Raw genomic sequence first — 24,182 nt, forward strand, 5'->3', positions numbered from 1 at the left:
AGCAACTAAACCAAAAAATAATGAAAAAATCTTTATTCCTGATGCTTTTCTTAGCATCTCTTTCCCTTATTGCACAAGACATTTCTCTGGATGTTTTAAAAAACATGAAGCCTCGTAATATTGGTCCTGGCGGTATGTCTGGTCGTGTTACAGCTATCGATGCTGTTCATGAAAATCCGGATATAATGTATGTTGGCACAGCTTCTGGAGGACTCTGGAAAAGTGAATCTGGAGGTATTACCTGGACCCCTATTTTTGACAACCAAGTTACCGCTTCTATTGGAGCCGTTGCTATTCAACAATCAAACCCGAGTGTCATTTGGGTTGGAACCGGAGAAGGTAATCCTAGAAATAGTTTAAATGGTGGTTATGGTATTTTCAAATCCTTAGATGGAGGAAAAAGCTGGAAAGCCATGGGTTTAGAAAACACAAGACATATTCATCGTGTCATTATCGATCCGACAAATCCAGATATAGTTTATGTTGGAGCTATTGGTTCTCCTTGGGGAGAACATCCTGAGCGTGGCGTATATAAAACGACAGATGGAGGAGTTACCTGGAAAAAAATATTATTTGCTAATAACAAAACCGGAGCTGCCGATTTAGTCATGGATCCTAAAAATCCTAATAAACTCATTGCTGCTATGTGGGAACACAAACGTGATCCTTGGTTTTTTAACTCAGGTGGTGAAGGCTCAGGATTACATATAACTCATGATGGCGGAACTACCTGGAAAAAGATTACAGATAAGGAAGGTTTTCCTGAAGGGAATCTCGGACGTATTGGTGTTGCCATAGCTCCAAACAAACCTAATATTATATATGCCTTGGTTGAAGCTAAAAAAAATGCACTGTATAAAAGTGAAGATGGTGGGTTCAACTGGAAAAAAATTAATGATAAAAGTGATATAGGAAATCGACCATTCTACTATTCTGAGATTTATGTCGATCCGCAAAATGAAAATAGGGTCTACTCTGTATTTACGTATGTAAATGTTTCAGAAGATGGTGGAAAAAACTTCACTCAACTAATGCCAGCTTATGGAGTGAGTAATGGTGTACATCCCGATCATCATGCGTGGTGGATTCATCCTGAAAATGGAAATTTCATGATTGATGGTAATGACGGAGGAATGAATATTACCAAAGATGGTGGAAAGTCATGGCGTTTTATAGGGAACTTACCAGTGGCTCAGTTTTACCATATAAACGTCGATAACGACATTCCATATAATGTCTATGGCGGAATGCAAGATAACGGTTCCTGGAGAGGTCCTGCTTACGTATGGAGAGATCAAGGCATTAGAAATAGCTATTGGCAAGAGATTAGTTTTGGAGATGGTTTTGACGTGGTTCCAGATCGTGACGATTCAAGATATGGTTGGTCTATGAGTCAGCAAGGTTATGTAAGTCGTTATGATTGGGAAACGGGAAACAACTATCTGGTAAGACCAACACATCCAGATCCAGAAGTTAAATTACGTTTTAACTGGAATTCGGCAATAAATATTGACCCCTTTAATAATAGTACGATTTACTTCGGAAGTCAGTTTGTCCATAAATCAACCGACAAAGGTGACACATGGAGCATTATTTCACCTGATTTAACTACAAATGACCCTGAAAAACAAAAGCAATCAGAAAGTGGAGGACTTACAATGGATGCGACAGGTGCTGAAAATCACACCACTATTTTAGTTATTGAACCTTCAGAACTTGAACAAAATATGCTTTGGGTTGGAACCGATGATGGAAAAGTACATTATACAACCAATGGAGGTAACTCCTGGACCGATGTTACAAAAAACATTAAAGGTTTACCTGCCGGAAGTTGGATTGCTCAAATTAAAGCGTCTAACAAAACTAAAGGAGAAGCTTTATTAATCGCTAATGATTACAGACGATTTAATTACACACCTTACGCTTATAGAACTAAAGACTATGGTAAAACCTGGACACGCATTGTAGATGCTAACGATGTTGAAAGCTATACCTTATCAATTGTCGAAGACCCTGTAGAATCAAACCTCTTGTTTTTAGGAACAGATGACGGACTCTATATATCGTTTGATGCAGGAAATAAATGGACGAAATGGACGAATGGTTTCCCTACCGTTTCCGTAAAAGATTTAGTTATTCATCCGCGTGAACACGACTTAATAATCGGAACATTTGGTCGTGCTGCCTGGATACTCGATGATATTCGCCCGCTAAGAGCTATTGCTAAAAACAAACAAGTTGTCAATCAAAAATTAGAGTTATTTGAACCTCCAACAGCCTACCAGGCCGCTTACCAACAACCAACCGGAAGTCGATTTGGAGCAGATGCCATGTATCATGGCGAAAACAGAGGTTATGGTGCAAGACTATCTTATTTTGTGAAAATTGATGATATGAAAAAAGCTACTGATGCTAAAATGGAAGACAAAGCAGAGGATGATGACACTGACGATTCAGAAAAAAAAGACGCCAAATTTAAATGGGATTCTATTCACCTTAAAGTATATGATGGTGATCGTTTGATACGCACTTTAAAACAAAAAGCTCCAGACTCGACTGGATTGTATAAATGGTCATGGTATATGGATGAAGCTGGAGTAGATTATCCTTCAAAACGTATCCGCAAACGTACTAATGAACGTGGTGGTATAAGTGTAAAACCAGGAACTTATAAGGCCGTTATGAGTTTTGGAGACCAGTCTTCTGAAACAATGATAACTGTAAAATTAGATCCGAGGTTAAACACATCTATAGCCAATGTGAATCAGGTTTACGATCATTATAAGAAACTAGAGACCATGCAGCAAACTGCTGCCGATGCTGTGCAGCAATTAGTTGAAAGTAAAACGATTGCCTTAGACTACCAATCATCACTTAAAAAACTAGATAAAGACAAGTACAAAGAAGATATCAAAGCTTCTAAAGCCATTGTTAAGCAAATGGATAGCATTATTGATAAATTCTTAGGAAAAGAAGACAAACGACAAGGGATTACCAGAAATCCTGAAGTCACTGTTATGCAACGTTTAAATCTAGCTAGAAACTATGTGGGAAGTCGCCAGAATGGAATTTCATCTACCGAAACCACTTTAATTAAAAATGCGAAAGCAGCTTTAGAAAGTGTTTTAAACGAAACAAATACATTCTTTAATACGACTTGGGCACCTTACCGCAACAAAATGGAACAGCTACAAACCAATCCTTTTAAGGATATTAAAACATTCAAATTAGATTAATAACATACAAAAGCAATAATTATGAAAACAAAAATCTTAGGATTATGCCTCACCATACTTATGTTTTCCTGCAAAGAGGAATCTAAAGAAAAAGCTATGGCAGAACGTGAAATACAAGAATACAGTATCGAACAATTTATGGATAATGAAGCCGTTGGAGGTGGAAGTTTTTCTGCTGACAACAGTAATCTTCTTGTCTCAAGTAACCGTTCAGGTATTTATAACGCTTACACCATTCCCGTTACAGGAGGTGATATGACAGCGATTACAACATCTGACAGTACTTCTGTATTTGCAGAGTCTTACTTTCCTAATGACAATAGAATGTTACTTAGTGCAGATGGAAATGGTGACGAAATTGATCATCTTTTTGTAAGAGAAACTGACGGAACTGTAAAAGACATTACTCCAGAAAAAGGTGCGAAATCTAGTTTCTACGGATGGTCTGAAGATGACAACTATTTATATTATGGATCTAATAAAAGAAATCCTAAGTATTTTGATGTCTACAAAATGTCTATTTCAGATTATACGTCTGAAATGATTTATCAAGATGATAGCGGACTTACCTTTTCAGGGATGTCTGATGATGAAAATTATTTTGCTTTAACACAGTCTTTAAACACGAATGATAGTGACCTCTTTCTTTATAACGTCGCGACCAAAGAGAAAATTAAGATTAATGATAATCAAAGTAAAAATTCTGCTCAGGACTTTTCCAAAGATAATAGCCTATTTTACTATTCAACCGATGATGGCTCAGAGTTTTCATACCTTATGTCATACAATTTAAAGACAAAAGAAAAAAAGAAAGTTTTAGAAAAAGCCTGGGATATTATGGGAAGTGGATTTACATCTAACGGAACATATATGGTTGTGTATGTTAATGAAGATGGAAAAAATGCAATTGATGTTTTAGATGCCGAGACAATGACACCTATTGAATTGCCTGATTTTGGTGAGAAAAGTATCACCAGTGTTAGTTTTAGCGATGATGAAACATGGATGCGTATGTATGTAGGAGGCTCAAACTCTCCATCTGATTTATACACCTATAATTTAGATACAAAAGCACAGCATAAACTTACAAGCGTACTAAATAAGGAAATCAATGGTGACGATTTGGTGACTGCAAAAGTAATTCGTTATAAATCATTTGATGGTACAATTATTCCAGCAATTTATTACCTACCACATCAGGCTTCAGAAGATAACAAAGTTCCTGCTATGGTTTGGGTTCATGGTGGTCCTGGAGGTCAAACACGTCAAGGCTTTAGCTCACTAATTCAGTATATGGTCAATCATGGTTATGCAGTTTTGGCTGTCAATAATCGCGGAAGTAGCGGCTATGGAAAAACGTTTTATCAAATGGATGATTTAAATCATGGAGAAAAAGATTTACAAGATTGTGTAGAGGGCAAAAACTGGCTCGCTACACAGTCAGAAATTGATGCAGATAAAATTGGAATTATTGGAGGCTCTTATGGAGGCTACATGACTATGGCAGCCCTTACCTACACTCCTGAAGAATTTGATGTTGGAGTTAATATATATGGTGTTACCAATTGGATAAGAACACTTAAAAGCATTCCACCATATTGGGAATCATTTAGAGAATCATTATATAAAGAACTAGGTGATCCTTATTCTGCAGATTCGGTTCGATTAAAGCGTATTTCACCATTATTCCACACAGATAAAGTCACAAAACCACTTATGGTATTACAAGGTGCACAAGATCCTAGAGTGTTACAAGTGGAGTCTGATGAAATTGTTGAAGGAGTAAGAAAAAATAACGTTCCTGTTGAATATGTATTATTTGAAGACGAAGGTCATGGTTTTATTAAAAAAGAAAATCAGATTGAATCCTACAGTAGGATTTTAAAGTTTTTAGACAAACACCTCAAAAAAGAAAATGCGCCTTTAGATGGAGAAACTGAAAGCACTGAAATTGAAGTCGAAACCACAAAATAATTCTTCTCAATTAACATCATTAAAAAGCTTGAGCATATAACTCAAGCTTTTTTTGTTTTAGATAAAAATCTAATACTTAAAACTAAATCTTAAATGTGATTACAGGCAGTGTCGCATGATTTGCAACATCTTCAGAAATGCTTCCTGTAAAGAAATGTGCCAGACCTTTTCTTCCATGAGTAGGCACTGCAATTAAATCGGCTCCCAAAAGGCTTGAAGCGTTCAATATTCCTTTTTCTACAGTATAATCTGATATGTAATGTACATCATTAAGTTTATCTAAATTCCCATCGGCTTTTTGAAGAAAATTAGCTACTGTTTGTTCCATTTCAGCTGAACTCTTAAAACCTTCACCAGGCACATTAACATAAATAAGTTTAATACTATCAAATAACTGACGTGCTTTTAGATAGGGTTCAACCATGCTTTCAGAGAAATCACTAGCAAAAGTTACGGTTTCAAAATCTAATTTAGTAGGCTTTTGTTTGACTACTAAAACTGGTATTTCAGAATATCTCACCACTTTTTCTGTATTTGAACCAACAAAAATTTCCGATAAACCACTTGTTCCGTGCGATCCCATAACAATCATATCAGCATTGTGTTCTTGAGCTACTTCAGCAACTTCGCTAAACACTTTAAAATGTTTAACTATTGGTGTGACCTTGATGCCTTCTAAATAATCTTTATCTAAGTATGTTTCAAACTTTTGCTCTGCAAGTTTTAAATAGAATACCATTTTTTCATTTTGATCATTACTGGAGTTAATTAAGCTTCCCTTTTCAAGTTCAAGCATATGTAAAACTATTAGATCTGCATGATTTCGTTTTGCTAAAATGGCAGCAGTTTCTAGTGCATATTCAGAGTATTCAGAAAAATCTATTGGTACTATTATCTTGTCCATAATTACTATATTTAGTGTTTGTTTTATAAAAGTCAGACCATCACTCAGACAGTCATTGAAAATAATTTTGTGCTAGGTTGTTTTCGCTGGAGTAATACATCAAAAGCCATACAGACATTCCTAACAAAAGGTTGCCCTTTGTGCGTTACTTTAATCTGTTTATCGTTAATAACCACTAAGCCATCGGCTTCCATTTCTCTAAGTGAAAAAACAATATCCTCTAACGCATCAATATAAAGTGTTTTAATTGTCCATGAGGTTTCAAAATGACACATCAAATTTAAAATATGCTGTCTCACAATTAAATCTTCCCTGTTTAAAATATGACCTCTAAATACAGGAATAATATCTTGCTCTACCAAATGATAATACGCTTCAATTCCTTTCACATTTTGAGCAAACCCATACCAACTATCACTTATAGATGATACGCCTAAACCTATCATTGTTTGGGTTTTAGATGCTGTATAACCCATAAAATTGCGATGTAGGCTATTGGTTGACATTGCTTTGAATAACGAATCGGTTTTTAAGGCAAAATGATCCATTCCAATCTCATGATATCCCACTTCACTTAAAAGTCTTTTGCCTAATTCATATTGTGCTCGCTTAGATTCGCCTGAAGGCAAATCGGTTTCCTGATATCCTCGTTGCCCATTCCCTTTTAGCCATGGCACATGCGCATAACTATAAAATGCAATTCGATCGGGTAACAACTCCTTAGTCATTTCAATGGTTTTTTTAACATGAGTTTCCGTTTGAAATGGGAGACCAAAAATAATATCATGTCCTACAGAAGTATAACCTATAGCTTTTGCCATTGAAGTTACAGCTTCGACATTTTCAAAAGGTTGGATACGATTGATCGCTTTTTGAACAGTTGCATTATAATCCTGAACTCCAAAACTCACTCTGGTAAATCCCAAATTGTACAATGTTTGAAGCTGGTTTTGAGTGGTATTATTAGGATGACCTTCAAAGCTAAATTCGTAATCTTCTGCAAGCGTTGCTTGTCTTAAAACCCCTTTAATTAAAAATTCTAAATTTTCAGAAGAAAAAAATGTAGGTGTTCCACCACCAATATGCAGCTCTTTAATTTTTGGTCGTTCATTTAACAACTCAAGATATAAACTCCATTCTTTTAATAGTGCCTTAATATAAGGGCGCTCAACATCATGACGCTTAGTGATACGTTTATTGCAACCACAGAAGGTGCACATGCTTTCACAAAACGGTAAATGAATATAAAGGCTTATACCTTCGGAAGCATTACTCTCATTAAATGATTGTTGTAATGATGCCTTCCACTTTTTGAGTGAAAATGACATATTGTCCCAATACGGAACAGTTGGATAACTTGTATAACGAGGACCAGCCACATTATACTTATTGACTAATGAATTGCACATACCTAAACAATTTGAGTCAAAATTATGCGCATTTGCGTTAATAGAACATGACATATGTCATATCTTGAAAATAATTTTATTACGATTCAAATAATAACTATCTTTCAACATATATTAACATTTAAAACTAAACCAATGAAACGTTCAATTTTATACATTACAATTTTAGCGTTAAGCTTACATATCTCATGTAAATCTGATAAAAAGGAAACTACTCCTGAGACCAATGACACTGAGGCTGTAAAAACAGAAACGACTAAAGAACGTCAAACGTCAAAAGATGAACCAGCTTATTATGCCGACAAGAAAAAAGTAACTATTAAGCTTGATGCAAAAAGCAATAGTGGCGTAACTGGTAATGTAGTTTTTACTCAAGATCAAGGTGTAGTTACTATGATTGCTGTATTAGACGGCTTAACAAAAGGGGAACATGCCATACATATCCACGAAAAAGCAGATTGCTCTTCTGATGATGGCTCGTCTACAGGAGGACATTGGAATCCTACAGGTCAACCACACGGTAAATGGGGAAATGATTCTGGATATCATAAAGGTGATATAGGAAACTTTAATGCCAATGACAATGGTCATGGTACGATTACAAAAATTACCGACGAGTGGTGTATTGGATGTGGAGATGACACGAAAGACATTCTTGGTAAAGCTATTATTGTTCACCAAGGTATAGATGATTACAAATCACAACCATCTGGAGCTGCTGGAAGCCGTGTTAGTTGTGGTGGTATTATTCAGTAATATCGCAACTTCACATTATATATACGCTTAGACACCTAAAAGCACAACCTTTTAAAACATTATGGAATTAGATCAATTAGTTACTGACTTTCAGAACAAAGACCAAAGAGCTTTCGACAAACTATATCATATGTACAGCGATAGCATGCATGGTATTATTTATAATATCGTTAGAGACCATGAAATTGCTGAAGAAGTGATGCAGGATGTCTTTATTAAAGCTTGGCATAAATCAGATTCTTATAATGCAAGTAAGGGACGATTCTTTACCTGGATTCTCAATATTGCGCGTAATGCTGCTATTGATAAAACCAGATCAAAGGCCTATAAAAATTCTGGCAAAAACCTTAATGCCGAATTTTTCGTAGATATTTTAGAAAGCTCTGATAATCTAAATAATAGAATGGACGCCATTGGCATAAAAAAATATGTCAAGGCTCTTGGTGAAAAATGTAAAAAAATCATAGAGTATTTATACTTTAAAGGTTATACCCAAAAAGAAACCTCTGAAGAATTAGATATCCCAATTGGTACAATTAAAACAAGAAACAGAAACTGTATCAAAGATTTAAGAGTATTAGTATTAGAATAACATGGATATAAAAGCTTACATAGAATCAGGAATTTTAGAACTTTTTGTTGCAGGTCAATTGACTGAAAATGAAAACAAAGATGTTCAGGAAATGATGCTGAAACATCCTGAGGTTTTACAAGAAGTTCTAGAAATAGAATCGGCTGTGATTAAATTGTCTTCCGCCATGTCGCCTAGTGACAACATGCATCTCTTACAGCTTATTAAGGATAAACTTCAGTTTGGCGGACAAGATGTAAAGGTGATTTCTATAGATAAACCACGATATAACTGGTTAACTTATACTGGATGGGCTGCAGCACTAATTGTTGGAGCAGGATTATTATGGTCTCTAAACCAAAATAAGCAATTAGAATCTCAGGTTTCTGAAATTGATATGCAAAACTTGTATTTGGAACAACAAATTGAGCAAGCTAAAACTGACTTAGCAGTCAAAGAAAACTTACTAAACATTTTAAGAGACAGAGATATTATCTCAGTACCTTTAGGAGGTCAAGGTGATTTTACTGATAGCTACGCGAAAGTTTATTGGAACAAAGAAGATAACAGCATTTATTTAGATGCTCAAGGCTTACCTGATGCTCCAGAAGGTAAAGTTTGGCAAGTTTGGTCGTTGACCTTAAATCCCCTTACACCAACAAGTTTAGGTACAATTGACAACTTTAATGATGACGACAACAAAATATTTACGATTACCAATGCTAATGAAAGTCAAGCCTTCGGAATCACTTTAGAACCTGCAGGCGGAAGTGAAACACCTACAATTGAGCAGCTTCATACTCTTGGTGTTGTATCACAACCTTAATAAAAAAATGCATTAATATTATATGAACGTCAGACGAAAGTTTGGCGTTTTTTTATACACAAAAATGTTGGAAATTTTATGCTATCATGTTCCTGAGAAGAACTAATAGCACCAATACCTTCAACCATCTTCAAGACTGTAATTCAGGTATTTATACGCATACAGACGTTGTGTTTATATTGTAATTTTATAATGAAACAAAATAACTTTCGTATGACTATTTCTAAAGAAGATGCTATTAAGCACACTCAATCTAAAGACAACCAAGACTTATTAGCAAAGTATCGTAAAGAAGCAGCAAATAAACAACCTGTTTTAGCCAATGCTTACGATTTGGTATACAAAGCTTACAAACGTCAGTATGCAAAAACAGGAAACGATATACTAATCATCATTGCTAATGGTTGGTATTTTCCAACACCTGAAGTCCATCTGTATTTTGAAGCTCATGCTGGCAACTATAAATTAATGCAAAATAATTCGAGCCAGTACTTTAACATGGTTACTTATCACACTGCACAATGGACTTCAGGTTTAGGCCTGGAAACTACTCCAGAGACAATTTCAATTCAAGATGCTTATGGTTTTCATACCATAAAAGTAGAATCATTTATCTAAGTCAGTCTTAATACACCTTTAACCAATTCATATTATGAAAACTGAAATCAAACATATTGTTTATTTGATGCTTGAAAACCGTTCTTTAGACCAACTCTTAGGCTGGCTTTATGATGAACATCCTCCATTGGTCAATATACCGTCACAAGTTTCACCCACTTACAACGGTCTAAAAGAAAACACTTACTTTAATCTAGACAGTAATGGGAATAAGCATTATGTAGTAAAAGGTGTTGATAATATGAATGTTCCTGTTCATGATCCACATGAAAAATACGGACATGTGAATATTCAGCTTTTTGATACAACTGAAAATCAATCTTGTAAAATACCACCTCCAATGAGCGGATTTTATAAAGATTTTGCCAGCTATCATGATCAAACACATCAAATCATGCAAAGCTATACACCTTTAGATTTACCAGTCATAAATGGGCTAGCTAAGCATTTTGCTGTTTCTGACCATTATTTTTGTTCTGTACCAACACAAACCAATTGCAATCGTGCTTTTGCGGCTGCAGGAAACTCTTTAGGTATTAACGATAATAATGAACTCGAAGCATTTGTAAACAACAGAGATTTTAGTCACGTTCCTCCGCATTTGAGTCAGCCTGTTGGTCACCAATTTAATCAAAAAACCATGTGGAATGTTTTAAGTGACCACGGTTTTGATCAACCTTCAGATTGGATGCATTATTACAGTAAAGGTACCTGGTGGGAAGATTTGCTTGGCGTTGAAGGTTATGCCTATACTCGTGATTTAATGACTCAGTTACAACCTGAACTCTTTGATCAGCATTTTGATAAAATAGACACGTTTTTCGAGCGTGCTAAAGCAGGCACCTTACCAAAGGTTTGCTTTCTCGAACCCGAATGGGGATTAGAAATGCCCATAGACGATAGAGATTATGGTATAAATGGTAATGATTATCATCCACCAACTAATTTGATTCCAGGAGAAGCATTTGTAAAAAAAATATACGATTATTTAACCTCAAATAAAGAAGCTTGGGCTAATACTTTGTTTATTATCAATTTTGATGAGCATGGCGGAACCTATGATCATGTTGGTCCATCGCCATGTGCTACTGAACCTTGGGCAAGTGATGGTACTCCAGCACCAAAAAAAGAAAACAGAGAAGAAGGTTTTGATTTTAAGCGCTTTGGTGTACGTGTGCCACTGTTATTAATATCGCCTCGAGTACCAGAGTCTACGGTATTTAGAGCCAAAGGCCCTACTCCTTTTGATCATACTTCTGTCATTGCTACAATCTTAAATATGTTTGGTATTCCAAAATCTTCATGGGGTCTGGGAGGAAGAACAGCCAATGCTCCAACTTTTGAATGTGTTTTTGAAGGCAACCCTATTCGTCAAGATATTCCAATTGTGGAAGTCAACAAACATCCAAAAACATTGGAAGGCATTGAAAATACAACACCTCCAAATGACATTCATTTACGAATGGCTCATAGCTTATTACATCGGGTACTAAAAAAAGAAGGTTTAAGTAAAGAAGAAGCCGATTCCTTACAACTACCAAAATTAATAGATGCTGAAACTGTAGTAGATTTATCCAAACGGTTAAAGGCAGCACTAAAAGCTGTAAAAAATCGATAGAACTTGTAATAATCTTAATTATAGTATAAAAAAGAAACACCTGCTAAAAGCAGGTGTTTCACTAACAAAAAAACTCTAAAAATACCATAACATAAGTTACGGTAACTCAAACAACTCTTAATCAATTTATTGTTAGCTTTAACCAAGTAATTCCCTCAAATTATTGGTAAATTTTTCTAAAACTTATAACTGATACTTCCTTTAATAAAAAAGGGAGTTCCTGGTGTAAAATGAATTTCCTCTACAGATTGCATTTCATTTTGTAAACGCGATTCTGTTGCAAATTGAGTTTCGTTCCATTCGACATCAAAAATATTTTCTACAATTACACCTAATGTGATATTATTAAAGGTATAATTAGCATTGAAATCGGTTATAAAATAACCTTCTGCAACAATACTATTATCTTCATTTGCTGGACGATCGTCTATATACCTATAGCGAATACCTCCTGAAAATCCATTGATATCATTAACAGAAAGTCCTCCTGAAAGCGTTAAATCTGGTGCCAAAGGAATATAATCTTCTCCATCTGGAGATTCTAAGCTTCTTGCTTTTGTAAGTGTTATATCATTATCAAAGTACAACCAGTCGTTAAATTGATAACGCAATCCTAAATCTAAGCCATATCGCTCAGTTTTTCCACTTGGTTCTACAATTCCGGCGTCACCAACATACACAAATTCCTGCTCTAAAAACAAATACCATAAAGCAGTATGTACCACCATATTTTTGGTTGGTTTCCATATATTTCCTATATCTAGACCGTATGCTCGTGGAAGGATATCTTCTCCTAAATTATTAACTACCACACGCGCATCATTAGAATGAAAACCAATACCAGATTTTAAGAATAATTGCAGATTTTCTTCAGCATCATAAAAGACATTTAATTTTGGACTAACAATGGCTTTTGTTTCTGATTGCAAGGTGTATTCGTTTTGTAATTTATCATTATATAAAAATTTAAAATAGTCTAGTCGTAAGGCTGGAGCTATACTTAATTTTCCGAATTCAAAATTTGCATTTATAAATGCATCAATATTAGTCTGATTAATATCTCCTAATTGTATCTGTTCTAAAGTGGTTTGACGATTTAAAGTTCTTGACAACTCAACATCATCAATAATATCATGTCTAAAACCTAAGCCTGAAGTTAAAGTTAGTTCGGTTTGCCCCAAAAAGGTATTATGGGTAATGGCAGTATTGACCCCAAATATTTGTCGGTCTTCCTTTTGTTTTATTTGATCTCCATTTATAGGATCTTCTAAAAAGAAGGTGAAATTAGAGTAGAGTTCAAATGCATAATGCGAATGAAAAGCATTAGACTTCAGTGTAGTAGCATTTGAAATGTGCTTACTATATTCGACGTTGACATTTGTACGTTCTGTCTCTCCACCTTCGGTATCATCAATAGCACCAAAACGCGTTATATTACCATTATCAACTTCACGTTGTGGAATTTGACCTGAAGCGTCCCAGCGGCTCGTGAAATGTGAGGCTGTAAGACTTAATTTATCATTCTCGGGAGAAAACATGACGTATTTTCCAAAAAGATTTAAACGGTTAAAATTTTGTGGTGATTCAAATGGTCCGTCAGTTGAAATATATTCAGCAGCGATATAAGCATTTTGTCGCTTTGTGTTTTCTAGTGCATTAAACAGTCCTAAAGTTCGGAAGGAATTAAAATCGCCAACAGACATTGATATCTGACTTTCTTTCAGATAATCTCTGGTTGAAAAATCCACATAACCTGCGGTGTTGAAATCGCCTTCCTGAGCATAATAAGGCCCTTTTCCGAAGTCAATTTTATTCACAGTTTCTGGAATTAAAAAATGTAAATCACTATAACCTTGACCATGAGCATGAGACACCATATTTACTGGCATACCATCTACTGAGATCGAAACATCTGTACCATGATCTACATCAAAACCTCTTAGAAATAACTGTTCAGCTTTTCCGCCTCCAGCATGTTGACCAATGATTAAACCTGGAACTTTACGCAATACTTCCTGCGACGAATTTACCGGACTAGTAGTTAAGTCTAATCTGGTAATTGTGCTTAGAGCATTGAGTTCTTCTGTTATAACCATCTCTTCTAATTGAAACGTTTTTCCTTCTAAAATAATGTTGAGAGTTGTTTGAAAACTTGATTCCTCTACTATCATTACTTTGTTTTCATATCCTAACAGCCCAATTTTAATTGAGTCGCCAGGTTTACTTTGTTCTAAGACAAACACACCATTTTCTGAAGTGTGTGCATGGCTTTTTGAATTTAAATTATAAACATATGCTGCTTCTAAAGGCTGATTAATTTCATTAAACACAAAGCCTTTTAGCTGTTGAGCATGCGTACTATTTGTCAACGCCACTAGTGAAAGCAACGCAAAATATCTAAGAAAGTTCATGAGTTAGGTGCTTTTAAAGTTGATTAATATCGTCTCTCATTGTTGGACCTAACTCATAAATACTTGCTAATAATTCTTCTTTAAGCGGTATGATGTCTTCTGTTTTTCCTGCTGCTTTATAAATTTCAGCAACATGGTATAAGGTTTCTGGTTCGTAAGTTTTATCTATGATGTGACTTTCGACAATTTCAAGTGCTTTATCTAAGTGTCCGTTTTTGAAATAAGACCAGGCTAATAAATCGTAAGATTGTGGTGTCGGTCTGTTTTCAACTTCAGTTTTAGCAATAGCTATCGCTTCTTCAAGCATATGATCATTACCAGTATAAAGTAATACATTGTATTTATTATACATGTCTCCGTAAGACTCATTCTCCATAGCTGTTTTATATAAGTCTAATTGAGCTCTACTAATGGCGTCAAACCCCATATATTGAGCAATCTCAGCTTTAAGCAAATAATAATCAGGAGCATTATAAGATGTGGTTACCGTATTTAAAATACGTAATGCCTCTGCAGGTTTTTTTTCATGTGAATATACAATCCAGGCTATTCCTTTTTTAGCATAAGCATCGTTAGGGTTAAGTTCAAGCGCTTTTAAGAAATAAGCATATGATTTTTCAATCTCACCTGCGTGTCCGTAAAAATCAGCAATATTCGTATATGACCATTGCTTTAGATGATTTAGGTTTGATGATTCAGCTACAGCCATAGCCTTTTCCATATATTTGATTGCTGCATCTAAATTACCCTTGTGATCACTCCATTTTGACAAGCGTATGAGGTAATCGAAATCACTAAAATTTTCAAAGGTTGACAAATAAGATTGTGCTTTGTCGTAATTACCTAATTCTAAGTGAACGTCAAATAACATTTTTCGTGTAGATTGAAGGTTTTCTCCTAAAGCTTCAGCCTTTTCAAGATGATTTAAAGCGGCTTTAAATTTATGTTGCGATATGTAATTAAGTGCTAAACTTCTAAGGTATGATGGGTTTTCATACTTAGTTATTTCGTTAACCTTGAGCAGTTGTTCTTCGGCTTTAATAAGATATTCTATTGTTCCGGTAGCTGAGAAATATTCAGCATAAGTAGATGCTAATTTTCCTCTATACGGAAATTGGTTTGGTGTTTGTTTTAGCTTATCAGACCAAAACACTTCATCTTGTTTTATGCGGTCTAGTGTAGCGTTTTCAGCAGTGGTAAGGTAGGCATCATAGTCGTTTGCATCTGTGATTTGTGAATTGGGTATGATATTACAATTCGTACAAAGCAATGTTACAAATACGAAAATTAGTATGTTGTATTTAGAGTTCATAATAGTGTCTTTTGGTTTTCTAGAGTGTTTATTGTTGAGATAATAAACTCTGAAATGGGATTGTTAGGTTCCCATTTCAGAGTTAGACTAATTCTACCAAGGTGAGGCTAGGTATGGGAATGATGTTGAAAATGGCTTATCATTACCATCAACATTATCATTTGTCAATCCAGGGTTATCTGTACCCATTGGACCACCAAAGATGAGTAATAATTCTACTGAAATTACATCATCAGCTAAAGTACGTCCTGTTAGTACATTTTCTCCATCAAAAAATGTTGTTGTTCCTGTTAAAGACACAGTCAATACATCTGTTGCTAAAGCGCCAGTAAATTGCTCTGCATTAAACCCTAAAGCATTGGTGTACGCTGGATCGGCGTGTGCTGGGTTTAAGGCTTCTAATTTTGCTTGAAACTTCGATTGAAATGCTGCATTTTGATTAGAAGGAATAGTTGTATTAAATGCATTTTTATCCATCATATCTACAAATACTGTATTTATTGCTGGTCTACCCATTTGATCTTCCTGAGCATAAATCCCAGTGAAATTTGGACCTGTTGGACCAGTTGGTCCGTTATCATCATCACTACTACAGTTATAAGCTGAGAATGATACGAGCAATGCGATTGCTGCTAATTTTATATTATTGAATTTCATATTCTTTAAATTTTGTTTGTTTATGATTCTATATAAGTAATAGATGTCTTATTGTTTTCTTTTAGATTCTACCCAAATATTAACAGAGTCTCCAGAACCTACCATTGATTTAGGTAATTCTACAACTACTGATAGCACATTGGTACCAGCAAAACTATCTGTTCCTGGGTCACTAAACATCGTTTCATTACCTGCAATGATTTCACCATATCTGGCAAAGTCCATAAAAAATGGATCATCACGAGGTCCTGCAAAAAAGCTCATTCCATTATTGTTTTCTACGATAGCTGCATCACCATAAGGCGTAATATCAACAGTATTAAATCCGTCAGAAGAAAAAATAGTACTATTTAATCCTGTTTGAGTTGGTGCAAATGGTCCAAAAAAGTACATTTTACCATCTCTTGGAGTTGCTTGAATCACCAAATCTTCCACAGCATCGCCATCATTGTCTATATTAAATTCTATTAATACATTTTCATCAAATGCAGCACTAGCTGTGCTTCCAGGTGATAATAGTCCCTGAACATTTGCTACAAATACTATATTATTAGTATTGGCGCCCTGAAACGCATAGATGTCAGTAATATCACTGGCACCACCAGCAACTGCAGGCGCATCAATATGATCTGCTGCAATTGCAAAAAAGCCAGCAATGGTTAAGACTGCAGCTCCAATTAAAATTCTTGATTTTTTCATAATAAATGAGATTTTTGTTAATTATTTATTTGTCTCTGCTAACATTTACGCAAATATCTCAATGTCGGTTTTGTTAATTTTATGTTAATACGATTAAAACGTAATTTATACTGATAAAAACTTAACTTTGTATTGACTTTAAATTTGGCATATGAACCCATCTACAAGCGGTTGGATTGAAAAATTTTGTTATCAGTTATCTAAAAACGGAGTTCCTTTTAAAACTAAAGACGAACTATATACTGGTTTAAAAGATTATGGCTTTATCTATGGTGTTAATGTTAAGCACACAGATAAAATAGGGTTTCTTCATACCTACTCTGAAGATGAACTTGCTAAAATCAATTTACTTACCGGACTTTATCATATGTACTATTTTTCTAAAGCTACATTTGCTACAGAGTTTTTTATAAAAGATTTGCTGGCATTTTATAAAGCTCTAGAAGTTTCAGATTTATCGCTTTGGGATAAATTAGTGATTGGTAAGAGTGAGAATTCTATGTTAGAACGTCTCATTCATGATAGAATTCAAATCGATGATAATTTATTAACCAGAAATTTCAATAAATCTATTACCAATTCACTGTTATATGTGGACGTTCTAACCTTTGACAGTTTTTTAAATCAGACTATTGAGCCAAAATCATACGCCGCGAATCTAGAAAGTATCATTATAGGCACCTTGTATCAATCGCTTAATTCTAAACGTAGAATTACCGATTACGATAAAGAGATTATTGATATTATGGAATTATCGACATCTTATATTGATGATGAAGATATAGATATGGTAGATTTAATATATGATATAGATTATAATATTAATTCAACTGAAAAAAAGTATTTATTAGATTTGATGTGTCTGGCTATTTGGGATGATGAAATCTTAGAAAAGACAGAATATAAATTTTTAAGAGCGCTTGCAAAAAAATTAGAGCTTGAAAATTCTGAAATTCAGGATTCATTAATTTGTGTTTCAAAATTTCATAACGTACATAAAAAAGAGGTTTTATTATTTCAGCAAACCAATCCTTTTTCTAATTTTTATGAAAATTCATCACAACTGGTTAATAAATTACTCAGACGAAATAGCAAACGCCTGGTTAAAGAAATTAATCAGAGTAAAGAGTTAATGCAATTGATTACTAAATCAACTCAAACCGATTTGAGTAAAGACGAACAAAAGCAGCTGCAAGCTCAGTTACTTGATATTCTTAAAACAATTCCTAGTTTAGCTATTTTCATGCTACCTGGAGGTGCTATTTTATTACCACTATTTGCTAAATTAATTCCTAATTTATTACCATCTGCCTTTGATGACAATAGAATTAATGACTAATTTTTTTAGTCAAAAACAGTAACATTTATTGATAAAGTGCGTCATATAAAGTAGTCTCATTAAAGCAGAAGAGATATGGATCAACCGTCGACTTTAAAACTAAATGCGTTAGCTTTTATCATTCCATTAGTACTAATATTATCGTTAGTCTTACTCTTAAATTCTGGTGTATTTTTAGCTAACCAGAAATCCTTATCAACTTTTATTACTATAGACTTTATTGTCACAATTCCAGTAATCTATTTTCTACTTATTAGAAAACGTAATATCTCAAACTTAACGGTTGTACCTTGTCTTTTTCTATGTATTTTAATTGCGTCTTATACCATTCCTTCAGCACATCAGGATGCATTACAAATAGCAAAAACATGGCTCATTCCACTCGTAGAACTCTCAGTAATATCATTAATTATATTAAAAGTTAGCAAGGCTGTTAAGATTTATAAAATGACAGCAAACGAGCATTCTGATTTTTATGATGCCTTAGTAGAGACCTGTAATTCATTGTTTCCTAAAACTGTAGCAAAATTGGTTACTAATGAAATCGCTCTCATATATTATGGCTTTTTTAATTTTAAAAGTATACCACTTAAGCCCAATGAATTTTCTAACTATAAAGGCTCTGGTATTTTATCTACTCTTGGCGCTATTATTTTTGTTGTAGCAATTGAAATGGTTACTGTTCATGTGCTCGTTTCAAAGTGGAGTCCGACACTAGCTTGGATATTAACAATATTGAGTATTTATTCGGCTTTTCAATTGATAGGCATTATTAGATCTGTTCCCAAACGGCCAATTATTTTAGCTAACGATCATTTACATTTGCGGTTTGGGATGCTAAGCGAAACTCATATTCTACATGAAGACATTAGCAGTATTGAATTAATAAATTCTTCAGATTATAATGAACAAAAAAGTACTAAGACGCTATCACTACTAGGAACACTAGAACAATGTAATATCAAAATACAACTAAAAACGCCTCAGCATCTCCATTTTATCTACGGAAAGCCTAAAACTTTCAAGACATTGCTTCTATTTGTAGATGACAATCAAAATTTCAAATCGCAACTAGAATCCTATATTTCAAACTAATTAATGATGGAACTACCAAACTATTACAGGCTTCTCAATATTGATAATACAGCAGATGTTAATGACATCAAAAAAGCATTCAGAACAGAAATTGCCTTGTATCACCCAGATAATAATTCTTCGGAAGATGCAAAAGTTAGATTTAATCAATTGGTTGAAGCTTTTGATATTCTTTCTAATCCAAAAAAACGCCACATCTATGATGACATGCTATTGAAGTCAAAAAATAGTACTCTAGTGGTTGTAGAACCTCAAGCTGAAACACAATATAACGAATGGAAAGAAGAATCTAAGAAAAATTCTGAACACTATTGGAGTAGTTCATTAACTGAATTACTTGCACTGGATCTTTTTTTAGACGTTGGCTTAAGCACATTATTTTCGGGTGACTTAATTGACGGAATTGAAGATGCTTTTGGAGATATTGGCGATTTGTTTGATATCTTCTAAACCCTGTTTAAGCGAGCCATTCTTTAAAATCTTTCACGCGTTCTCTGGCGACAATAACGTCCTGTTCATTAAATGTATGTAACTTAATCTGAAGTCTAGAATTGGTATAACTCACCATATCCTTGATGGCATTTACATTCACGTAAAACTTTCGGCTAATTCTGAAAAATTTATGAGGTTCTAACTCATCCTCTAATTGCTCTAAAGTGGTATCGAGCAGATAATTTCTTCCTTCAGAGGTATAAGCATAGGTACCTTTATTCTCACTATAAAAACATTCGATGTCATCAATATTTATCAACTTCAGGTGTTGGCCAACTTTCACTGAGAATCGTTTTTTGTATTCACGCTCAATAGGGTTTACCAGTAACTTTTTTATATCGTCAAAATCGAGTGTAACCGATTGCTGTTTTGGTAAGCGCTCCTGATACTTTGAAACAGCTCTAGCGAGATCATCGTCATCGATAGGTTTTAATAAATAATCAATACTATTTAATTTAAAAGCTTGTAAAGCATATTCATCATAAGCTGTTGTAAAAATGACTGCCGAATTGATGTCAATAGTCTCAAAAATTTCAAACGACAATCCGTCACTAAGCTGAATATCTAAAAATATCAAATCTGGATGTGCATTGTTTTGGAACCAGGCTATGGATTCTTCAACAGAATGCAACATGGTTTGAGCCTCAAGGTCTAATTCAGTTAGCATGCGTTGCAAGCGTCTTGCTGAAGGTTTTTCGTCTTCAATAATGATTATTTTCATCTGCTTTTAAAAATTTATGTCTTTACTTATAAATGTATGTAACTCTCTTATATATGTTTATTCCCAGATTTTAGTTTCTACTTCATCTTTGTTTTTCTCCTCTAAAATCTTTTCTATTTTTTTATCCTCCCAGCTCTTATTAAAAAGGAATCTACCTTTGTATACACTCCAGGCATGTATGACTATAAAAATAGTCCAAAATACAATTACAGAAATATTTAATCCAGTTATCACATCGGTATAAGGTCCTTCTAAAATGTAAAAATTATACGAAATAAGTGCGATTACAATTAGGTATAGCATGACATGCAAATAGAAAATTTTAATTTTCTGGACTTTTCGCTTTGCCTCTAAAAATCGTTTGTTTTCATCATTATTGAGTGCCATATTATGATTACTTTAAATTAATTACTCCCAAGATTGATGTTCCTTATCCATAAATTCTTTAACCTTTCTGTACTCCCAGTTTTTCCCAAAGATCAAATTTGGTAAAAACACAGAAGCCGCATGAGCTAATAAACCAATTCCCCAGAATGAAAATGTGATAAAATTTTGCCAATGAAAATAACTTTCACCTTCATCTAAATTTTGAATATTTATATAGCATATCACAAGATTTACGACAATATAAACTATAAGATGCGAATAAAACTTTTTGAGTTGTTTAACGCGTTTTGCTGCAAATTGATAACGCTCTTGATATAAAAAATCGTCTGTTTTCATTATTCCCAGTGCTTTTTATCTTTATCCATAAGTTCTTTTATTTTACGCTCTTCCCAATTCTTTCCGAATAAAAAATCAGGTCCGTAAACACCCATAAAGTGAAAAAAGACACCTATTCCCCAAAATATGGCTGTTGCAAATGTTCCAAAACTCCATAGTTCTCCACCATTAGTTACGATTAAGACAATGATAAAGATATTGACTATAACATATGAGGCAAAGTGCCAGTAAAAACCAATAAGTGCTTTTACCTTTTTTTGAGCTCTTAAGTAAGCTTCTTCTTTTTCAAAAGCTCTTTGACCTCTAATATTTACGTTATGATCTGTATTATGTTCCATTTTACTTAGTTATTTAATTCCAACGATCTTCTTCCTCACGCATAAATTTTTCAATTTTACGCTGTTCCCAGTTCTTTCCTAATACGCCATCATTGACATATACTTTATAGGCATGAAATGCTAATCCCATTCCCCATCCAAACATTGGAAACCAAAACCACTGTATAGTATTTGGTGTATACCGATACCAGATGAAAAATAAGAATGGAATGACAAGACAATAGGAGATTAGGCTATAATAAAATTCTTTCATGTCTTCAACACGCTTACGTGCTCTGACATATCTGTCGTCAAATTTTGATTTTGGTTCAATTGCTTTCATGATTGATACTTGTTTTGTAAGCATTGGTATTGCTACTGCAAAACGGTTTGCTTGTTGATTGATTGATACGGTTTTATTTGATAATAATTTATATCGCTGTTTGATATTCTCTAAGCCTACACCACTACTCTTTTTTACAATTTGTTTTGGTTGAAGGTTATTTTCAACAACGAGCATACCATTTAACTCATAAATTTTGATGTATAAAGGTTTGCTACTGGTTACCATATTATGTTTTACAGCATTTTCTAACAAAAGTTGTAAGGATAAAGGCACTACTTTACTTTCAGGGTTTGTGGCTTGATCAGGTATTTCAAAAATAATGCTGTCTTCAAATCGCATTTTTAAAAGCGACATATAAGTTCGTGCAAAATTTAATTCTTCATCAACAGTAATTAGATCCTTATTTTTCTGCTCAAGTACATAACGGTATACTTTTGACAATGAGGTTGTAAACTTTTGTGCATTCTTAGGATTTTCTTCAATTAAACTGGTTAGAACATTTAAGCTATTAAACAAAAAGTGTGGATCCAGCTGGTTTTTTAAAGCATCAAATTTTGCACTTGCTGTACCTGCAATTACCTTTTGCTCTTTAATTTTATTTTTTTGGTATCTGTTATAGAAAAATATAACATGAAATACCGATACGATACTCAAGGTAATCCAGAGCCCAAAACTATAGCCTTGCCAGGTTTCATTTTTGAGAAACGTTTCAAAGGTCAAACCATACAGCAATACTGAAACTAATGCTCGTAATAAAAACAAAGCAATTAAGGTGATTATTGTAGACCCAATGATACCAATGACGATACGTTTGATGGTATCACCTTTTTTCCATTGACGATGCTCCATATAATCAAAGAATGCCATATTAGTATATCCTAAAACGAAGGCATATAATTGATAGAATCCAAAATCAATTAAAAAATCATTAATAGTTTTAAAGTTAAACCCGTCAGATAATGCATTTCCAATAACGAAAACAATACAACCGATAATGAAGGTAATTATGATGTTTTTAATTGATTTAGTCATGATCTCTTATTCTTTACATGATTTAGTAACCTGTTCTGCTCGCTGTTTTCCCCAGTTAGGATGTAAGTCGCTTTCTGGTTTAAAGGTAGCAAAAAGTTCTATGGATTTTTCAATTTCAGCACAATAGGGCTTAGTGTCTTGTCCAAAATATTTAGCACTTCCCATACCCCATTCTGCTTTGCTAAAAACTACTCTAGGATTTTGAGGTGCTATTTTTTCGGCTTTGGCATACAGTTCTGTTATTTTTCCAGAGTACTTCATTCCATAAGTCATACCATCAAAGGCCACCCAATTGGTTAAAATATGAGCTTGCAATACTATAATTTCAGGATTATCCTTACTGATAGCCATAGCTGAGTTAATATGTTCTTGTGCTTTATCTAATTGCGCTTTCAATATGTTTTCATCTTTAACATTCCAGCTTTTTAGGCTATTGATTTGAGCAATATAATAATGTGGCAACCACTTGTCGGTTTCAGCATTTGAAATACGCTCAAACATATTTTCAGCTTCATCTAACTTATTTTCTTGCCAAAGGCCAAATGCTTTTTGCATTCCTTTTTCAAAATTAGTTTGTGCATAGATTGTTCCTGAGACGAGTACTAATGCGATAATTATTAATTTTTTCATGATATTAAAGTGTTATAGTTTGTGTTATTGATTCATTTTTTACTTCAAATTTTGCGTCGTCCCACTTTGGAGGTCCCATAAAACCTCTGGCATTATTTGAGCAGCCATAATCTTCTTTTGGAATGCCTAGAAAATTACTATCCATTTTATTATTCTCATTTTCATCGTGAAAAAAGGAAATAGCATATACGCCTGCTGGGATATTTTTAAAAGTTACTTCGCAACTATTATTTTCAATCAAACTCTTGGTTCCTTTATACCCTTTGCTTAAAAAAGAGGTTTCAGTGTTGTAAATTGATACAAATACTTTTCCTGTGTTACTACTCAAATTATTGATTTTAACGGTAACATCCTGTCCTTTGACATCTTGTGCATTAAGCATTTGGCTAAACACAAGGAAAATAAAAACTTTGACTAATACATTCATAATATTATTGGTTTTACTGAAAATAGTTCAGTTGAATTGATATGACAAATATCTAACGGAAGTCGGCTT

Annotated in this window: 23 protein-coding genes; 10 read left to right on the forward strand and 13 right to left on the reverse strand. The window is 34.1% G+C overall.

What is annotated here, in order from left to right; translation table 11 throughout:
- Nucleotides 1-20 precede the first annotated feature (20 nt).
- Together H7350_RS11380 and H7350_RS11385 are read left to right on the forward strand one after the other, a co-directional pair.
- Nucleotides 21-3,236: a WD40/YVTN/BNR-like repeat-containing protein gene (locus tag H7350_RS11380; RefSeq protein ID WP_204346050.1), complete on the forward strand. Its 3,216-nt coding sequence runs from the start codon at nt 21-23 to the stop codon at nt 3,234-3,236.
- A gap of 21 nt (nt 3,237-3,257) precedes the next feature.
- Nucleotides 3,258-5,210, forward strand: a complete 1,953-nt coding sequence (locus H7350_RS11385) for a S9 family peptidase (protein WP_204346051.1) — start codon at nt 3,258-3,260, stop codon at nt 5,208-5,210.
- 82 nt (nt 5,211-5,292) lie between these two features.
- Here the strand turns inward: H7350_RS11385 and H7350_RS11390 are convergent, their stop codons facing one another.
- A complete protein-coding gene (locus tag H7350_RS11390) occupies nt 5,293-6,114 on the reverse strand; it encodes a universal stress protein (RefSeq protein WP_204346052.1) in 822 nt (273 codons plus the stop codon).
- 44 nt (nt 6,115-6,158) lie between these two features.
- On the reverse strand, nt 6,159-7,523 hold the full coding sequence (gene hemN, locus H7350_RS11395; RefSeq protein ID WP_204346053.1) for an oxygen-independent coproporphyrinogen III oxidase: 1,365 nt from the start codon (nt 7,521-7,523) through the stop codon (nt 6,159-6,161).
- Nucleotides 7,524-7,658: 135 nt separating this feature from the next.
- Here hemN and H7350_RS11400 point away from each other — a divergent pair, with 135 nt between their 5' ends.
- The 5 genes from H7350_RS11400 (at nt 7,659) to H7350_RS11420 (ending at nt 11,912) form a co-directional block, all read left to right on the forward strand.
- Nucleotides 7,659-8,279 (forward strand): superoxide dismutase family protein, encoded by a 621-nt coding sequence (locus H7350_RS11400; protein ID WP_204346054.1) that lies wholly within the window; start codon nt 7,659-7,661, stop codon nt 8,277-8,279.
- Between the two features lie 61 nt (nt 8,280-8,340).
- Nucleotides 8,341-8,871, forward strand: a complete 531-nt coding sequence (locus H7350_RS11405) for an RNA polymerase sigma factor (protein WP_204346055.1) — start codon at nt 8,341-8,343, stop codon at nt 8,869-8,871.
- 1 nt (nt 8,872) lies between these two features.
- Nucleotides 8,873-9,676 (forward strand): anti-sigma factor, encoded by an 804-nt coding sequence (locus H7350_RS11410; protein WP_204346056.1) that lies wholly within the window; start codon nt 8,873-8,875, stop codon nt 9,674-9,676.
- A gap of 213 nt (nt 9,677-9,889) precedes the next feature.
- Complete coding sequence (locus H7350_RS11415; RefSeq protein ID WP_204346057.1) at nt 9,890-10,294, forward strand: hypothetical protein; 405 nt, start codon at nt 9,890-9,892, stop codon at nt 10,292-10,294.
- A gap of 34 nt (nt 10,295-10,328) precedes the next feature.
- Nucleotides 10,329-11,912, forward strand: a complete 1,584-nt coding sequence (locus tag H7350_RS11420) for an alkaline phosphatase family protein (RefSeq protein WP_204346058.1) — start codon at nt 10,329-10,331, stop codon at nt 11,910-11,912.
- A 176-nt stretch (nt 11,913-12,088) separates the two neighbouring features.
- On the opposite strand, the gene H7350_RS11425 is transcribed toward H7350_RS11420, so the two are convergent.
- The 4 genes from H7350_RS11425 to H7350_RS11440 all read right to left on the reverse strand — a co-directional run bounded on the left by H7350_RS11425 (nt 12,089) and on the right by H7350_RS11440 (nt 16,991).
- A complete protein-coding gene (locus H7350_RS11425; protein WP_204346059.1) occupies nt 12,089-14,323 on the reverse strand; it encodes a TonB-dependent receptor in 2,235 nt (744 codons plus the stop codon).
- A gap of 13 nt (nt 14,324-14,336) precedes the next feature.
- A complete protein-coding gene (locus H7350_RS11430; protein ID WP_204346060.1) occupies nt 14,337-15,635 on the reverse strand; it encodes a tetratricopeptide repeat protein in 1,299 nt (432 codons plus the stop codon).
- A 93-nt stretch (nt 15,636-15,728) separates the two neighbouring features.
- Nucleotides 15,729-16,292 carry a DUF4331 family protein gene (locus H7350_RS11435; RefSeq protein WP_204346061.1) on the reverse strand — a complete coding sequence of 188 codons (564 nt, stop codon included), beginning with the start codon at nt 16,290-16,292 and terminating at the stop codon, nt 15,729-15,731.
- A 48-nt stretch (nt 16,293-16,340) separates the two neighbouring features.
- Nucleotides 16,341-16,991: a DUF4331 family protein gene (locus H7350_RS11440; RefSeq protein ID WP_204346062.1), complete on the reverse strand. Its 651-nt coding sequence runs from the start codon at nt 16,989-16,991 to the stop codon at nt 16,341-16,343.
- Between the two features lie 151 nt (nt 16,992-17,142).
- Here H7350_RS11440 and H7350_RS11445 point away from each other — a divergent pair, with 151 nt between their 5' ends.
- The 3 genes from H7350_RS11445 (at nt 17,143) to H7350_RS11455 (ending at nt 19,875) form a co-directional block, all read left to right on the forward strand.
- Nucleotides 17,143-18,330 carry an LETM1-related biofilm-associated protein gene (locus H7350_RS11445; RefSeq protein ID WP_204346063.1) on the forward strand — a complete coding sequence of 396 codons (1,188 nt, stop codon included), beginning with the start codon at nt 17,143-17,145 and terminating at the stop codon, nt 18,328-18,330.
- 75 nt (nt 18,331-18,405) lie between these two features.
- Nucleotides 18,406-19,425 carry a hypothetical protein gene (locus tag H7350_RS11450; protein WP_204346064.1) on the forward strand — a complete coding sequence of 340 codons (1,020 nt, stop codon included), beginning with the start codon at nt 18,406-18,408 and terminating at the stop codon, nt 19,423-19,425.
- A 6-nt stretch (nt 19,426-19,431) separates the two neighbouring features.
- Nucleotides 19,432-19,875 carry a J domain-containing protein gene (locus tag H7350_RS11455; RefSeq protein ID WP_204346065.1) on the forward strand — a complete coding sequence of 148 codons (444 nt, stop codon included), beginning with the start codon at nt 19,432-19,434 and terminating at the stop codon, nt 19,873-19,875.
- A 7-nt stretch (nt 19,876-19,882) separates the two neighbouring features.
- On the opposite strand, the gene H7350_RS11460 is transcribed toward H7350_RS11455, so the two are convergent.
- From H7350_RS11460 to H7350_RS11490, 7 genes are read right to left on the reverse strand one after another with little or no spacing between them, the layout of a single operon-like run.
- Entirely contained in the window at nt 19,883-20,638 is a 756-nt protein-coding gene (locus H7350_RS11460; RefSeq protein WP_204346066.1) for a LytR/AlgR family response regulator transcription factor, read from the reverse strand.
- Nucleotides 20,639-20,695: 57 nt separating this feature from the next.
- Nucleotides 20,696-21,025: a 2TM domain-containing protein gene (locus tag H7350_RS11465; RefSeq protein ID WP_204346067.1), complete on the reverse strand. Its 330-nt coding sequence runs from the start codon at nt 21,023-21,025 to the stop codon at nt 20,696-20,698.
- A 21-nt stretch (nt 21,026-21,046) separates the two neighbouring features.
- A complete protein-coding gene (locus H7350_RS11470; RefSeq protein ID WP_204346068.1) occupies nt 21,047-21,361 on the reverse strand; it encodes a 2TM domain-containing protein in 315 nt (104 codons plus the stop codon).
- Complete coding sequence (locus H7350_RS11475) at nt 21,361-21,699, reverse strand: 2TM domain-containing protein (protein WP_204346069.1); 339 nt, start codon at nt 21,697-21,699, stop codon at nt 21,361-21,363. The genes H7350_RS11470 and H7350_RS11475 overlap by 1 nt, the downstream gene beginning before the upstream one ends.
- Nucleotides 21,700-21,712: 13 nt before the next feature.
- The gene (locus H7350_RS11480; protein WP_204346070.1) at nt 21,713-23,056 is read right to left on the reverse strand and encodes a histidine kinase; all 1,344 of its coding nucleotides are present in this window, start codon (nt 23,054-23,056) and stop codon (nt 21,713-21,715) included.
- Nucleotides 23,057-23,062: 6 nt separating this feature from the next.
- Entirely contained in the window at nt 23,063-23,686 is a 624-nt protein-coding gene (locus H7350_RS11485) for a tetratricopeptide repeat protein (RefSeq protein WP_204346071.1), read from the reverse strand.
- Nucleotides 23,687-23,690: 4 nt separating this feature from the next.
- Nucleotides 23,691-24,113, reverse strand: a complete 423-nt coding sequence (locus H7350_RS11490; protein ID WP_204346072.1) for a DUF2141 domain-containing protein — start codon at nt 24,111-24,113, stop codon at nt 23,691-23,693.
- Between the last annotated feature and the right edge of the window lie 69 nt (nt 24,114-24,182).

Source organism: Psychroserpens algicola, assembly GCF_014526325.1.
Lineage (GTDB): Bacteria > Bacteroidota > Bacteroidia > Flavobacteriales > Flavobacteriaceae > Psychroserpens > Psychroserpens algicola.